This is a genomic window from Pseudalkalibacillus decolorationis, assembly GCF_024609785.1.
In the GTDB taxonomy this organism is placed as follows: Bacteria; Bacillota; Bacilli; order Bacillales; family Fictibacillaceae; genus Pseudalkalibacillus; species Pseudalkalibacillus decolorationis.
On the sequence record NZ_JANHJQ010000021.1, the window covers coordinates 68,534 to 83,030 of the forward strand.

General features: G+C 39.3%; 8 protein-coding genes, 1 pseudogene and 1 other annotated feature. Of the genes and pseudogenes, 2 read left to right on the top strand and 7 right to left on the bottom strand.

Annotated elements, in window-relative coordinates; all coding sequences use genetic code 11:
• Window positions 1-206 precede the first annotated feature (206 nt).
• The 4 genes from NON16_RS18310 to NON16_RS18325 all read right to left on the bottom strand — a co-directional run bounded on the left by NON16_RS18310 (window position 207) and on the right by NON16_RS18325 (window position 6,156).
• A complete protein-coding gene (locus tag NON16_RS18310) occupies window positions 207-2,243 on the bottom strand; it encodes a peptidoglycan D,D-transpeptidase FtsI family protein (RefSeq protein WP_257350870.1) in 2,037 nt (678 codons plus the stop codon).
• A 337-nt stretch (window positions 2,244-2,580) separates the two neighbouring features.
• Complete coding sequence (locus tag NON16_RS18315) at window positions 2,581-3,786, bottom strand: D-alanine--D-alanine ligase family protein (protein WP_257350871.1); 1,206 nt, start codon at window positions 3,784-3,786, stop codon at window positions 2,581-2,583.
• Window positions 3,787-3,797: 11 nt separating this feature from the next.
• Window positions 3,798-5,387, bottom strand: a complete 1,590-nt coding sequence (locus NON16_RS18320) for a UDP-N-acetylmuramoyl-tripeptide--D-alanyl-D-alanine ligase (protein WP_257350872.1) — start codon at window positions 5,385-5,387, stop codon at window positions 3,798-3,800.
• Window positions 5,380-6,156, bottom strand: a complete 777-nt coding sequence (locus tag NON16_RS18325) for an alpha/beta fold hydrolase (RefSeq protein WP_257350873.1) — start codon at window positions 6,154-6,156, stop codon at window positions 5,380-5,382. Before NON16_RS18325 ends, NON16_RS18320 begins: the two co-directional genes overlap by 8 nt.
• A gap of 428 nt (window positions 6,157-6,584) precedes the next feature.
• Between NON16_RS18325 and NON16_RS18330 the strand changes: the two genes are divergently transcribed.
• The gene (locus NON16_RS18330; RefSeq protein ID WP_257350883.1) at window positions 6,585-6,926 is read left to right on the top strand and encodes a hypothetical protein; all 342 of its coding nucleotides are present in this window, start codon (window positions 6,585-6,587) and stop codon (window positions 6,924-6,926) included.
• An 852-nt stretch (window positions 6,927-7,778) separates the two neighbouring features.
• Here NON16_RS18330 and NON16_RS18335 read toward each other — a convergent pair.
• Window positions 7,779-7,979: a cold-shock protein gene (locus tag NON16_RS18335; RefSeq protein WP_257350874.1), complete on the bottom strand. Its 201-nt coding sequence runs from the start codon at window positions 7,977-7,979 to the stop codon at window positions 7,779-7,781.
• A gap of 239 nt (window positions 7,980-8,218) precedes the next feature.
• A pseudogene (gene metG, locus NON16_RS18340) lies at window positions 8,219-9,843 on the bottom strand (methionine--tRNA ligase).
• Window positions 9,844-9,994: 151 nt separating this feature from the next.
• Window positions 9,995-10,266, bottom strand: a binding site (T-box leader).
• 444 nt (window positions 10,267-10,710) lie between these two features.
• Between metG and NON16_RS18345 the strand changes: the two are divergent.
• A complete protein-coding gene (locus NON16_RS18345; RefSeq protein WP_257350875.1) occupies window positions 10,711-12,336 on the top strand; it encodes a M4 family metallopeptidase in 1,626 nt (541 codons plus the stop codon).
• A gap of 156 nt (window positions 12,337-12,492) precedes the next feature.
• On the opposite strand, the gene NON16_RS18350 is transcribed toward NON16_RS18345, so the two are convergent.
• Entirely contained in the window at window positions 12,493-13,923 is a 1,431-nt protein-coding gene (locus NON16_RS18350; RefSeq protein WP_257350876.1) for a sodium:solute symporter family protein, read from the bottom strand.
• Window positions 13,924-14,497: the final 574 nt, after the last annotated feature.

Genomic DNA, 14,497 nt, shown 5'->3' on the forward strand with positions numbered 1-14,497 from the left:
AGACCGACGAGGAGGCTCGGCCCAAACGAGTTCGGCCCTGCGTGGGAACATACATGAAGTACTTCAGTGTGTTGTCGCCGCAGGAGGCCTGAAGTGATCCAAGTGGTTGGGCGCTGAAGCTGGACATTACATCCATGCCGCAAACTTTTATACTTTCTTAACGTGTGAAAAAAAGAGCGACCCCGTTTTTATGAGTCACTCTTAGCTTATTCTTTTTCCTTATCTTTATCTGAACCTGGAGTCTTACTATCTTGATAAGCCTCCATAATTTCTTTAGCGATTTCTACGTTAACATGGCCATCATTCAGGTTTGGAACGATGACGGAAAATGCAACCTCTGGATCGTCATAAGGTGCATAACCAACGAACGTTAAATTGTATTTTCCACGTCCATCAATCTGTGCAGTTCCTGTCTTCCCGGCAATCATTGTATCACTAAGATCATCAGCAGTTCCTTGACTCCCATGTGTCACTAAGTAAAATCCTCTTTGTACCCGCTCAATCTCTTCTGTTGTATTATCTACCCGATTGAATACGTTTGTCTCAAACTCCGAAATTAACGGTCCTAACTCTTCATCAGTTCCCGTCGAATAATGGACTTCTTTTAACAAATGAGGCTGAACCCGGTAGCCACCATTAGCAATTGTTGAGACATATTGGGCCATTTGAATTGGCGTGTACGTATCATACTGACCAATTGTGTAATAGAGTAATTTTCCTGGATTATCTGCAATTGCTCCCTCATAGCCTAGTGCTTCTTCAGGTAGGTCAATCCCAGTCTTCACTCCAAGTCCAACCTGTGCGTAAACGTTACGCAAATTTTGGAATGTCGTTTGGTATCGTTCATTATTAATGACTCTTGCCTTATAAGCACCACCGATATTGGCGAATTCGAATCCCGCAATACGACCGATCGCCATACCCATGTATACGTTCGACGATTGTTCAAGTGCTTGCAAGTCATTTACTGAACCAATACCTGGCGTATAAGAGCTGAAGTCAGGTGCACCCGGAAGTTTGATCGTTTTATCGTTAATGTATGGAATGTTATCTCCAAGCTGATAGATGCCAAGAACCGTTGCTCCCTTAACAGTGGATCCAACTTCAAACGCTTTTTGTAAAGTTGCATACGAGTCATCGACAAATTTCCCGTCTTCCGTTTTACGACCAACCATTGCGAGAACTTCACCTGTATTCGGGTCCATCATTACAGCATATGCACTTGAAACCGGCCCTTCTCCCTTACTTCTCGCTTCAACAATATTTTTTTCAAGGATTTCACCGATTCTTTTTTGAAGCGCAATATCGATTGATAATACTAAATCATAACCACGGCTACCAGTGGAGACTTCTGGGCTACCAACAGGCTGTCCGCTTTTTGTTGTTGTAAAAGTGAAGGTCTTTTCTTTTCCGCTTAAAAGCCCTTCGTATTTTTTCTCAATGTAGCTTGTACCTACTTCGTTATTTTGAGCATAGCCCTTCAGTAAATAATGATCGAGTCTCTCAGCTGGGATTGCCCCCATTTGTCCGAAAAAGAAGGTGTATCCACTAGGGTAGGTACGCTCAGATGTTGATGCAATACTGAAACGCCCTTCTAATTCTCCAAGATGCTCCCCAATTTTAGCAACCTCTTCAGTCGTTAGTCCCTTTTTTACAAAAGCAATGTTGAGATTAGTTGCCTGATCTAATTCACGCTTAATCGCAACGACTTCCATTTCTAGTTTATCTTTTTTAATCGGAGCGAGGTCTTCTTCTGTAATCCGCTCACGTAATAGATCATACTGTTCGTCATCACTCAGATTATCGGGTTCGAGCTCTTTTTCGGTTAATTTTAGAGCAAATGCTTCTTCCAACCCTTCTTTTGCAATCCAATAATCCTTTAGGTCTGATTGCGTGACTTTATCTGTTGGCATCGTAATGAATTCAGAAATTTTCTGGGCGTAGTGTATATGGTCTTCAGCATTGGTTCCTTGAACTCTTATGTAAGTAAGTGCGAATGAGGGTTCATTTCCAACAAGGAGCCTTCCATGTCGGTCAAACATTTTCCCTCTTTCGGTCTGAACCGATGCCTCAATCGTTTTTGTAAGCTCAGATTGCGACCGGAAGTAATCCCCATTGACAATCTGGACGAAACCGAGTCTTATGATGAGCAGTCCGAACAATAAAAAGACAAACAAGAACAGTAGATTCAATCTCAGGGGTAGAAAATTCTTCATCTTTTTCTTCGGCTCTAACTGTTCCATTACCCATAATCTCTCCTTTATTTCACTTGTTATATCTAGTATATAGTATAAACGTTTTAAAGGGAGAATTGTTCCATTATTTACATTCTTTTTCTGCTTTTTAAGAAAAACGCAAGCGCCCTGCTTAGCCACGAAGGTTACTGGAAGACCGACGAGGAGGCTCGGCCCAAACAAGTTCGGCCCTGCGTGGGAATATACATGGAGTACTTCAGTGTGTTGCCGCCGGAGGAGGCCTGAAGTGATCCAAGTGGTTGGGCGCTGAAGCTGGACATTACATCCATGCCGCAAACTTTTATACTTTCTTTACTTGAAATAAAAAAAGCAGGGAGTCCCCTGCTTATCCTAATTTCCCTTTACTACCGCCTTTTGCACCGCCGCCGTGCATAGAGAATAAGTTTGTATCGACGGAGAATGTTAATGATTCACGCTCGCGATGGCGCTTCAATGCGATTTGAACCAAATCCGTTGTTAACTGCGTAAAGGACTTTCCTGTAGGCTCCCATAAATAAAAAGACAGAGATCCAGGAATGGTATTAATTTCGTTCACATAGACTGAATCAGTGGTATTATCGATCAAAAAGTCAATTCGTGACACACCAGCACAACCCAGGATTTGGAACGTATCCTTTGCAAGACCCTGAACCTGAGCAGTTACATCATCAGAAAGTTCAGCTGGGATTTTACGATTCGTACTTTCCATCCCTTTCGAACCGCCGCCATCTTTAGAGCCTCCGCCGCTTTGATACTTATCCTGATACGTTAAAATATCTGTGCTGCTTAGGACTTCCTCACACACTGAGCTTTCGGCCTCTTCATAATCACCGACAACCGAACAGTTCACTTCCTTCAAATTAACAACCATCTTTTCAACAACAAGCTTAGTCGCAAATCCCATCGCAAGCTCGACCGCTTCTTCTAGCTCAGCCCGATCCGTCGCTTTACTGATCCCTACACTTGAACCGAGGTTTGCTGGTTTTACAATGACAGGATATCTTAATTCCTGCTCAACTTTTGCCACCAATTCATCCTGCCGATTCAACCACCCAGAGGAATAAAACCAGACGTAATCCAATATTGGTACTCCTGAATCACGGAGGATCTGTTTCATCATCACTTTATCCATACCGACTGCAGACGAGAATACATCACAGCCGACATAAGGAATGCCATGCAGCTCTAGAAATCCTTGAAGAACACCATCTTCACCATACGTACCGTGAATGACTGGGAATGCAACATCGATTTCTGATATCAATTTTTTACCGAACATGCCTGTTGTATGCTTCTGGATGACTGGGCGTCCGTTTTCATCAGTAGTAATAATGACCCGCTGACATTGCTTCAAAAGCTCGTTCATGTTTTTATAGTTATCAATTTCAAAGAGGGCTTCACCTGTGTACCAGTTTTTATTTTTACTGATATAGATCGGAATCGGTTCATATTGATCTCGGTCCATCGCATTAATTGCTTGAAGTGCAGATATTACGGAGACCTCGTGTTCGACTGATACGCCTCCAAAAAAGACACCAACTTTAATTTTCATACTGCCATCCCCTATTCATTAAATGTATCTGGAAGGTCATTTTCAATTAGAACGACCGTTTTCTCTTTAGCAATCTCATTCATTTTTGCAATTGCATCATCAAGGTTTTGAGCTACATAATATTGAGCTTCAGGGTATTGTGCTTCTGCCAATCCGTCCTGAAGTGGCTTTGTTTGGTTTTTACCGACTAGAATTACATAATCGCAAGCCTTAGCAGCGTGTTGTCCAAGCTTTTTATTGAGGGCATATTCTTCATCACCGAGCTCAATCATACCAGGTGTAATCAGAACTTTATATCCGTCCATCTGCCCCAACACATCAAGTGCCATTTTCGAGCCGACTGGATTCGAGTTAAATGCGTCATCAATAATTGTAATGTTCGATGAATGTTTACGAATCTCCATTCTGTGCGGCACCGGTGTAATCTTTTTCGCTGCAACTGCCATTTTTTCATTCGGAACACCGAGTTCAGATGCTACTGCAATGGCCGATAAAATGTTGTAAATGTTATGTTCACCAAGCAGCTTCGTTTGAATCTCAATCGTTGTTCCATCTGCTTTTACAACTCTGAATGAGGTTCCTTTTGCCGAAAACATGATGTTCTCTGCCTTGTAATCAAGGCCATCAGCATGTATGCCATAATAAACGACTCGGCAATTGCTTTTCGGTGTCATCGACATGATGTTTGCGTCATCTTTATTTAAAAAGGCAACTCCATCATCCGGAAGTGTATCAACAATCTCAAATTTCGTTTTCTTAATGTTATCAAGAGTTTTAAATGTTTCGAGATGCTGTTCGCCAATTGCAGTAATAACAGCATATTTATGATGGACAAGGTCACAGATTTCCTTAATATCGTTTTCCTGCTTTGCGCCCATTTCCGCAATAAAATAATCATGAAATGGACGGAGCATATTTCGAATCGTAATTGTAACCCCGAGTTTTGTATTATAACTCTCAGGAGTCATCAATCCATTACGGTGAGATGACAGAATCGTATTCAAGACGTGCTTTGTACTCGTTTTCCCATAGCTCCCGGTTATTCCGATAACTTCAAGGTTGCGAGACTCTTTAATAATTCGTTCTGCATCGTTAAAATAACCCTGATTGATTTGCTTCTCAATCGGTTGGTTAATCGTGTTTGCTAAAAGTACAATGTAAAAGCTCAAGATATTTAGTAAAACAAACGTTGCAAGTAAAGGCACGAGTGCTTTGTTTTGTATTGATTCAAAGTAAAAGCTTAATCCACCGAGGACCAAGACCACGATCGCCGTAGTCGTTATAAGACGCTTCACACGAGCAGTAACCGCAAGCTTTTTCTTCTCTTTACCTGTGTCTCGAACTAAATATAAAATCAAATAAAATGCAATAAACAAAAGAATGGCTACATTATCTAGAATATCAACAAACGCGACAATGAAAGTTAGAATTGGAATGAAGTCGCGAATTTGAAAAACCCTTCTGCGGTTCTCCTTCATCCAACGCAAAAATCGCTCGTTTCGATACGAGTTTTGCTGAAGCATATGGATCGCCCTGCGCAATCTTGATGCGGTATAAAGACCCCAGAAAACAATACCAACCAAAAACAACAGACTAAGCATCTTTCCACTCCTTATCTTTTTCAAGGAAGTTATCAATAATAACAAGGAATTCGTTCAACTTTTCAAGAAATGAATAATGCCCGACATTTTTCAATACAACAAGCCCTGCATTCGGAATCAGCTTCTCCATAATCTGGGCGTCCGCGACGGGGGTAGCTGTATCGTTTTCACCCCAAACAAGCAGTGTCGGTGCTTTGATTTCAGGCATAAATCTTTGCAAATCTTCATTTACAACTTTTACAAGCGTTTGCTGCATCGTACCTGATACATTTTTATAATCGGCAGAACCGATCTTTCCTTTTACCTTACCCAGAATGTCTTCCTTATAGTTTCGGAGAATCGGCAAATTAAGTAGATTTTTGAAAAACTTATACGTGTAAACCTTCACATAGTAGTCCATCTTCCGTTTCGGCTTGATGCCTGCACTGTCCACCAAAATAATTTTATGAACAGGATGATTTGAAGCATACCGAATGGAAACTCTTCCGCCGAAAGAATGACCGACAAGAATTGGATCATATATTTTTAATTTACTTATAAACGTTGTCAGCATATCCGTATAATCTTTGACATCCCAAGGCTCAGGCGGGTCTGGACTATCACCGAAACCAGGAAAATCAATCGAATATACTTTAAAATTCTTTTCTAAGAAATTATGAACAGGTTCAAAGCTCTGCAAACTCGTACCCCAACCGTGCAGTAAAAGGATGCTTCTCCCTTCACCTGAGACACGGTAATTAACGTTAACGCCCCCAAGATCAATCTTCATCTATATAAACGCTCCTTACAACAAAATTTATAATCTGTTTTTCTAAGTTGTTTTATCTACGTAGTTGTTATATTAATTTAATTTGTGTTTATCAATTAATATTATCATACCTTTAGGCTTCTGGGCATTCCCCACACTGTTTTTTTCGCCTAAAAACAGTGTATTCCGCTAGCCTATATTATGGGAATCATAAAAGCAATATGTAAAAAAACCGAAATATTGATCTACTCTCATTCTATAGTATTCGAACCTGAAAATTCTTTTAAGGAGTATGTAATCATACCATTTCATTTTCGGGTTCGGGTTCTACAGATGGTTTCTTATCTTCTTAGTATAGTTAAAAACTTTGTTGCTTGTGGGTTTTTCTACATACAATACAGTAATACCATGGTACAATTGGGGGAATTTAAAAAGGGAGGGATTGCTCAATGGCAAAAAGCCGAGCACTAAAAATCCGTCAGAAAAGAATTCAAGAGGGCAAGCTAAACCCTGAACAAAGTCGAGGCACATATGCATTAGCAGATTTACGAACACGCACAACAAAAACAAAAAAAGACAAATTGAATCAGAACAAACATAAAGGACGATTATCTAATCAAAGGATTGATCAGGATAATGGTCTTTTTATATGCAATAAAAAATATAACGAATATTCTCCTCCAGGAATGGTTCAGTATAAATCAGCGGTATTTCACTTTACAAATTCAAATTTATGTTATAATACTATAAACCATTTTATTTTTACTGCAATATATAGGGTTGATTCATGAGTGCCTTTTTTTCCCACTCTTGAGTCAACCCTTCTTTATTAGTAACGATAAAGAAAACTTGGCTAGCGCCAAGCCTTAGCGCTGGCGATCGCCTTAGTTGCACTTATACTATAGAAAGTATTTTTATACTTTCTTAACGTGTAAAAAAAGCTTATGCGCCCTGGATAACCCCGAAGGTCACTGGAAGGTCGCCAAGAGGTGATCGCCTAGCCTTAACGCTGGCGAGCGCCTTATTATACTATAGAAAGCTTTCTTACCGTGCAAATGAAAAAATCATCCGGGTTGATCCTGAGACTACAAGATTAGACGTATATATTCTATTTCTCGAGTTGTGCATGTATTTTCTGAGTTGCGCTAAAATTTTCCAAGTTACGATCGTATTTCTCGAGTTGTGCTCGTATTTTCCGAGTTGCGCTCGTATTTCCCGAGTTGTGCTCGTATTTCTCGAGTTGTGCTCGTATTTTTCCAATTGCGACCGTATTTCTCGAGTTACGATCGTATTTTCCAGATACACGATTAGGAAACCATTACATACTAACAATATTGAGGATTGAGACCGTCAATCTTCCTTTTTAGAGCCCTTTTTATAAATTTTGATTCGATTTTTTGAAAAAAACGCTTTTATTGGAGGAATTTTATTATTCAATTTAGTTATCGGGGAGATAAGAAAGTGGGTTATCGGCGGGTTCCTCACTCTATGCCCTGTGGAACCGCTTCTTAATTCATCTTGAATTACCTGAACTACTTCAATTTTATATCAAAGTTATCCACAGCTTTAAGATTTTATATTTTCTTAACGTATAAAAAAAACAGACCCTGCGAACAGAGCCTGCCTTCAATACTATATATGACTTATGCTTTAGTTACGTTAGTCGCTTGTGGTCCACGTTGACCTTGTTCAACTTCAAATGTAACTTCTTCGCCTTCGTCTAAAGACTTGAAACCTTCGCTTTGGATTGCTGAGAAGTGTACGAATACATCGTCTGCGCCTTCACGTTCGATAAATCCAAAACCTTTTTCTGCGTTAAACCATTTTACTTTACCATGTTCCATTTTTGTTGCCTCCTAGTGCTTTTGCACAAATGTAGTACTATTCTTGCTCACTAAGATATCAAGCTTTTCACTTAAACTATCCTTTATCGAACAAAAATAATTCTTTCTCATAATACCAACAAAAGAATGGGATTGCAACATAAGCAGTCAAACAGTTTGTTTTTTCCTTCAAAAGAACCATATAAAGCCTCATTTTTTGATCAATGTTAATATTTTTCGGATGTAGTAAGTACACGATTCTATTTTCCTAATTTATTTCGTTCTTCGTCAATGCTACTCACATCAATTCGTTCAAAAAGTGGTTCCACCTTTTTTATTTTTCGGGATGAAATTTGAAGATAATTCCAACTCATTTCTTTCAGATCTAATTGGTCCCGGATTTTTTCTGCGGTAAAAGGAAGGAAGGGTGCTAATAAATTAGCTAGATTGGCGATTATTTGAGTACATGTATTCAGTGTTTTTGCACATTCTTTCCGATCCTCTCTCAGCTGTTTCCACGGCTGTTGTTCATCAAAATATTTATTGCTTGAACGAACAAGCTCAAAAATAGCTTCCAAACCCGCTTTAAATTCCCCATTTTCTATTTTCTCCCCAGTTGTTTCATATAACGCTGACACCTTGTCAAACATTGTAGAATCAGATTCTGTTTCAGGCACAACACCATCGAACGATTTTTCTATAAATTTGAGTGTTCGATTCACAAAGTTCCCAAATGCCCCAAGCAATTCACTATTGTGACTATAAATAAACTCCCTCCAAGAAAAATCAGCATCCCTTTTCTCGGGTCCATTAATGATAAGGAAATACCGAATAGAATCCGGATGATACTTGTTAATCATATCAGTTACCCAAACAGCCCAGTTCCCACTTGTCGAAAGCTTTTTCTTTTCAATCGTCAAATATTCACTCGAAATAATATGGTCTGGTAGTTTAAGGTTTCCGAGCCCTTGAAGAATCGCTGGCCAAATGATCGAATGGAAAGGAATGTTGTCTTTTCCATGAACATAGTATGTTTTCGATTCCGGGCTCCAAAACGGCTTCCACTCCTGGTTATATTCTTCTGCCCATTGCTTACTTGCTGTTAAATATCCAGATACAGCTTCAATCCATACATAAATTTTTTTGCCTTCAAAACCTTCGATCGGAACATCGACACCTAATTCAAGATCACGTGTTGCGGCACGGTCACGAAGTCCTTCCTGTAAATAACGCTTCGTTAAGTGGATTGCATTCTCCCTCCATAGATTCCGAGAATCTGCTTCAATTACCAAATTCTCGAGCTCTGTATGAAATTTTTTCAATGCAAAATAAAAGTGCTCTGTTGGACGAATAATTGGCGGATTACCGCACATTTCACACGTTCTATCAATTAGATCTACTGGGTCGAGAAGGGTTGAACAATGATCACACTGATCCCCCTTGCAGCATTACCGCATACTGGACATGTCCCTTCCACATAGCGATCCGGCAAAAATTGTTGATCGGTTTCGCAATACGTTTGCTCGACGGTGTTTTTGTAAATGTAACCTTTCTCTAAAAGCGTTTTGAAAATCTGTTGAACTTCCTTGTGATGGAAATCTCCATTAGTCCGACTGTAAAAATCATATGAAAAACCAAGCTGAGTAAAGCAATCTGTAAATTCCTTGTGATACCGATCAGCTATTTCATTGGGCGTAACTCCCTCTTGCTTTGCACGGATCGCAATCGGCGTACCATTGCAATCACTCCCAGAAACATATAGTACTTTCTCTCCTTTTTGACGATAGTACCTAGCTAAAATATCACCTGGCAACAAGCTCGCAACATGACCGAGATGCATAGACCCATTCGCATAAGGCCAAGCCCCTCCAATAAAAATGTTCACTCTAACTCCTCCTTCTAGTTCCTAAAATTAAAGAAAATTTGGCTCAGCCAAGCCTTTGGCGCCGGCTGAGCCTTAGCTGCGCTTATACTATAGAAAATATTTTTATACTTTCTTAACGCGCAATAAAAAATCCCCGCCCCTAGACAAAATGCCTAAGGACGAGGAATTATTCTCGTGGTACCACCTTATTTCACTGACAGCTCACACTATCAGTCTCATGAAGTACGGAGCAGTGAAGAAACTACTCTTATACTCTGACATTGTTAACGGATGCCAACTCCCGTCACAGCCTACTCTTTAAAAGTAAATTTCGGTGTGAAGTTCAGAGGCCATTTTCAATCCCTTGTCCTTCGCTTCTTTTCAGCAATCTGAAGCTCTCTGTAGAAGAACGGCAGGATTTACTTTCCTCATCGTTACTATTCTCACGTATGTTTTAAGATAGTATCCCAGATTATGGTTAGGATGTAAAGTGATTTTTCATCTATTTATAAGTAAGTTTACGGTAAGTTTATAATCGTTATTATTGCAATTTACGAATTGTTATTGTTAGTACCACTACTCTTAAAAAGCACCTCATTAGCGAATTACTTCAACACATTCTTTTATTAAATACTCCATATATCACAATTCTGCATAATCCATTAATTGGTTTCTTAATATAATATTTTTACTTAAAAACCTTTATTACAAAAGGAAAATACCCTTAATTTAATTAATTTTTACTAGGTCAATTATAGTACTATCATTCTATATAAATATAATATTTACCAGTCTTTGTAATACTAATAGATTAACTTTTCCTAAAAGTGTTTATTTTGTGAATTATTTTGGTATTGTGTTAACCACATCCACAAGGAGGTTAATATTATGAACAAAACGTTTTTTGGAGTCATAGGAAGTATTGCTTTATCCGCTTCACTAGTAGCAGCTGGTCTTCCACAAGACGCATCTGCTGCCACATCATGGAAAATGAACTCAGGAGCACAAATCCAATGGGACAAGATTAGTAAGAATGTAAAGAACCCATCCTTCATCCGAGGGAACTTATCCTCTGTAAAAGTGAACAATGAAAATGAAGTAAAAAAATTCATTACAGAAAATAAAGACATTTTCCAAATAAAAAATGAAGAGCATTTAAAATTAATAGATCAAACGAAAGACGATCTCGGGATCACTCATTATGTCTTCCAACCTACGATCCAAGGTGTACCGATAAGTAATTCACAATACATGGTTCATGTTGATAAAGATGGTACTGTGTTAGCTACAAATGGCGAATTACATGCGGACGCCCCTGAAAAAGTAGAGCAATCCAAGAAACTATCAAGTAAAGAGGCAATTCAGTCTGCATGGAGCCAAATTGATGTGGATCAAAAAGATGTTAAAGAAACAATAAAAACGAAAAAGGGTAGTATTGATGTTCTTGCTGAAAAAAGTGATCTAGTAGTCTACCATGAAAATGGGACGTACACACTCGCGTATCATGTACAGTTACAATTTGCGAATCCCGAGCCTGGTAATTGGCAAGTTTGGGTCAATGCCGCAAATGGAAAAGTACTTAAAGCTGTGAACCAGGTTCATGAGGCAACAGGCACTGGAACCGGTGTATTGGGAGATACGAAAACTATTAATACGACTTTATCAGATAATCAATATCAATTAATTGATTCTACTAAGCCAATGAATGGATCGATTTATACGATGGATAATGAAAATGGGACTCAGGCAAACTTGCCAGGAAAAATCGTAACAGATGCTGACAACAACTTTAATTCAGAAAGACACAAGGCGGCTGTAGATGCGCATTATTATGCAGGCGAGGTTTTTGATTATTACTATGAAACTTTTGATCGAGTAAGCTATGATAACCAAGGTGCAGATATTATCTCAAGTGTCCATTTCGGAAACGATTACAATAATGCTGCATGGGTTGGGAATCAAATGATTTACGGGGATGGAGATGGACAAACCTTTGCCCCTCTCTCTGGTTCATTAGACGTTATTGCCCATGAGTTAACACATGCAGTCACTTCTACTGAAGCAGACCTTGTCTATCAATCACAACCAGGAGCTCTTAACGAATCATTTTCTGATGTATTCGGATATTTCCTTGATACAGAGGATTGGTTACTTGGTGAAGATGTTTACACACCGGGCGTTGAGGGTGATGCTTTAAGAAGTCTGTCGGACCCAACTAAATACAACCAGCCCGATCATATGAGTGAATATCAAGATTTACCTGTCACTAGAGAAGGTGACTGGGGTGGTGTACACATTAACAGTGGTATTCCGAATAAGGCAGCTTACCACACGATTAATGACCTAGGGGTTGAAAAGTCTCAACAGGTTTATTACAGAGCGCTTACCGAATATCTAACTCCAAATAGTAACTTTGCAGATGCAAAACAAGCACTCATGCAATCCGCTACTGATTTGTATGGTTCCTCAGCAGCTAAAACAATCGAGACAGCATGGGGTAAGGTTGGATTGTAATAATAAAAAGCGTTCTATCTAACTAATAAAAAATCTATCTTCTGATGTATGTGATTGAATGTAAAAGGACCGGGAAGATCCGGTCCTTTTACTATATAATTAATCCCTCTATCTTACTTCCAATCCTTCGTACCCTTTACTCCAAACCCAAATTTTTTACGAATCAATATGGTTCGCTCTACTTTTAAAGTTCCCTTGGTACTCGGTAAACTGTTGTTTCTGATCCTGACTAACCAATGAAACAACCACCATCACAACAACACTAGTTGCAATTCCATAAAGAATAGGATTAGTCGATGTTATACCTTCGATAGCGAGACCGATAAGGATCGTAATGGTACTGACGATAATCGAGTAAAAAGCGGCTTTTGGTGTAGCCTTCTTCCAGAAGAATCCAAGAATAATCGGTACAAAGACTGCTCCTGACAATACTGCATATGCCACATCAAGGGCAACAAGTACGTCTTGGATCCAAAGCGCAAAGATGATCGCAGCAATACCAATGATTGAAGTAACAGTTCTTGAAAGAATCAAGAATTGTTTTTCATTGATGTCTTTGAAAAAGTAGGTTTTTAGTATATCATTCGTAATTAATGTTGAAGAAGCGAGTAACGTTCCTGATGCTGTTGACATTAAGGCCGATACGACGCCTGCGAGTACAAAACCAAGAACCCCGGGTGGTAGCGTTTCCAACGCCATGCTTGCAAAAGCATTTTGTGTATCTTGGAGATTCGGAAGGACAATAAATGCGCACATTCCGATTACACTTACAGCTAATCCATACAACAAGCTATAAATTCCGGCAAAGACCGTTCCGGTACGGGCAATTTTGAGTGTTTTTGCAGTAAAGACACGCTGCCAAATGTCTTGAGCAACCACCATACCAAGGGCAAACAATAGAAAGTAGTGAAAAATTTGGCTTATTCCGATTCCAGATAAACTAAAATGTGTTTCAGGCAATTGAAGGGACAGTTGATTCCAACCTCCCGCACTTGATATGCTCATCGGTACCATGATGAAGAAAATTCCGATGGTCATCACTATAAATTGAATGATATCAGTCATGGTAACTGACCACATTCCCCCGAGTATCGTATAGAACAGAACAATACCTCCGCCGACAAGCATCGATGTAGTCAAATTCCAGCCGAGTAATACGTTTAAAATTGTTCCCATTCCTATAACTTGAGTCACTGTCACCATCATCGCATAAATCGAAGCGACAAGCGCGCTGATTAACTGCGTCTGTGTGTTGAAACGTTTCCCTAAAAATTCACTAATAGTCATTACTTTGAACTTCGTGATTCGCTTAATTAGAAAGATACCGAGAAGCATGATTCCAAAGCCAAGCATGAATACAAGCCACATACCGGATAATCCATATTCATAACCAAGCTGCGTCGTTCCGATTGTGGAGGCGCCTCCAAGAATGACGGCCGCAAGACAACCGAAATACATAATGAACCCTAGGTTTCTCCCAGCTAATATATAGTCCTCCGAGGTCTTTGCCCTCCTGGACCCAATTACACCGACAACAACCAACACAGCAAAGTATCCAATCATAATCAAAATGTCAATTATATTCACTGATTTACCTACCTCCATATAATAGACTTTCGGCAATTCCGAGTTAGATGGTTTTAAAGAAAACTTGGCTAGCGGCAAGCTTTAGCGCAGGCGATCGCCTTAGTTGCGCTTATACTATAGAAAGTATTTTTTATACTTTCTTAACGTGTAAGAAAAGCGTAAGCGCCTTGACCAGGTGCGACAAGCGCTGGAGATTCTGTAACATAACACGCTTTTTGTGTTTGCGGAAGAATCGAAGCGACGATCTGCGTACCTGGGCGTTGGAACTGGACATTACATCTATGCAGCAAAATTTTATACTTTCTTAACGTGTAAGAAAATCTTCATCTATTTTTCCATAACACTTTTTCACAAGTCTGAGAGTCAAATAAGTAATTTATTTTTTATCAAGAGAATCAATTTCATAATTCCATAATTTAAATAGACACAGACTTACAGAAATCAATTTTTTCATAATTTTTTTCAGTTTATGCTGCTGCTTGTTGTTGATTTAAACTGGCATTGATACGGTCTACAGCTAGTTTTGAAGCATTATAAACTAAAGTCACCAGGTCAAAATGGACTTTCGCACGTT

Bases quoted from the DNA above. Each gene is read 5' to 3' on its own strand.
- NON16_RS18310 (WP_257350870.1), bottom strand. From the start codon at position 2,243: ATGGAACAGTTAGAGCCGAAGAAAAAGATGAAGAATTTTCTACCCCTG.
- NON16_RS18315 (WP_257350871.1), bottom strand. From the start codon at position 3,786: ATGAAAATTAAAGTTGGTGTCTTTTTTGGAGGCGTATCAGTCGAACAC.
- NON16_RS18320 (WP_257350872.1), bottom strand. From the start codon at position 5,387: ATGCTTAGTCTGTTGTTTTTGGTTGGTATTGTTTTCTGGGGTCTTTAT.
- NON16_RS18325 (WP_257350873.1), bottom strand. From the start codon at position 6,156: ATGAAGATTGATCTTGGGGGCGTTAACGTTAATTACCGTGTCTCAGGT.
- NON16_RS18330 (WP_257350883.1), top strand. From the start codon at position 6,585: ATGGCAAAAAGCCGAGCACTAAAAATCCGTCAGAAAAGAATTCAAGAG.
- NON16_RS18335 (WP_257350874.1), bottom strand. From the start codon at position 7,979: ATGGAACATGGTAAAGTAAAATGGTTTAACGCAGAAAAAGGTTTTGGA.
- NON16_RS18345 (WP_257350875.1), top strand. From the start codon at position 10,711: ATGAACAAAACGTTTTTTGGAGTCATAGGAAGTATTGCTTTATCCGCT.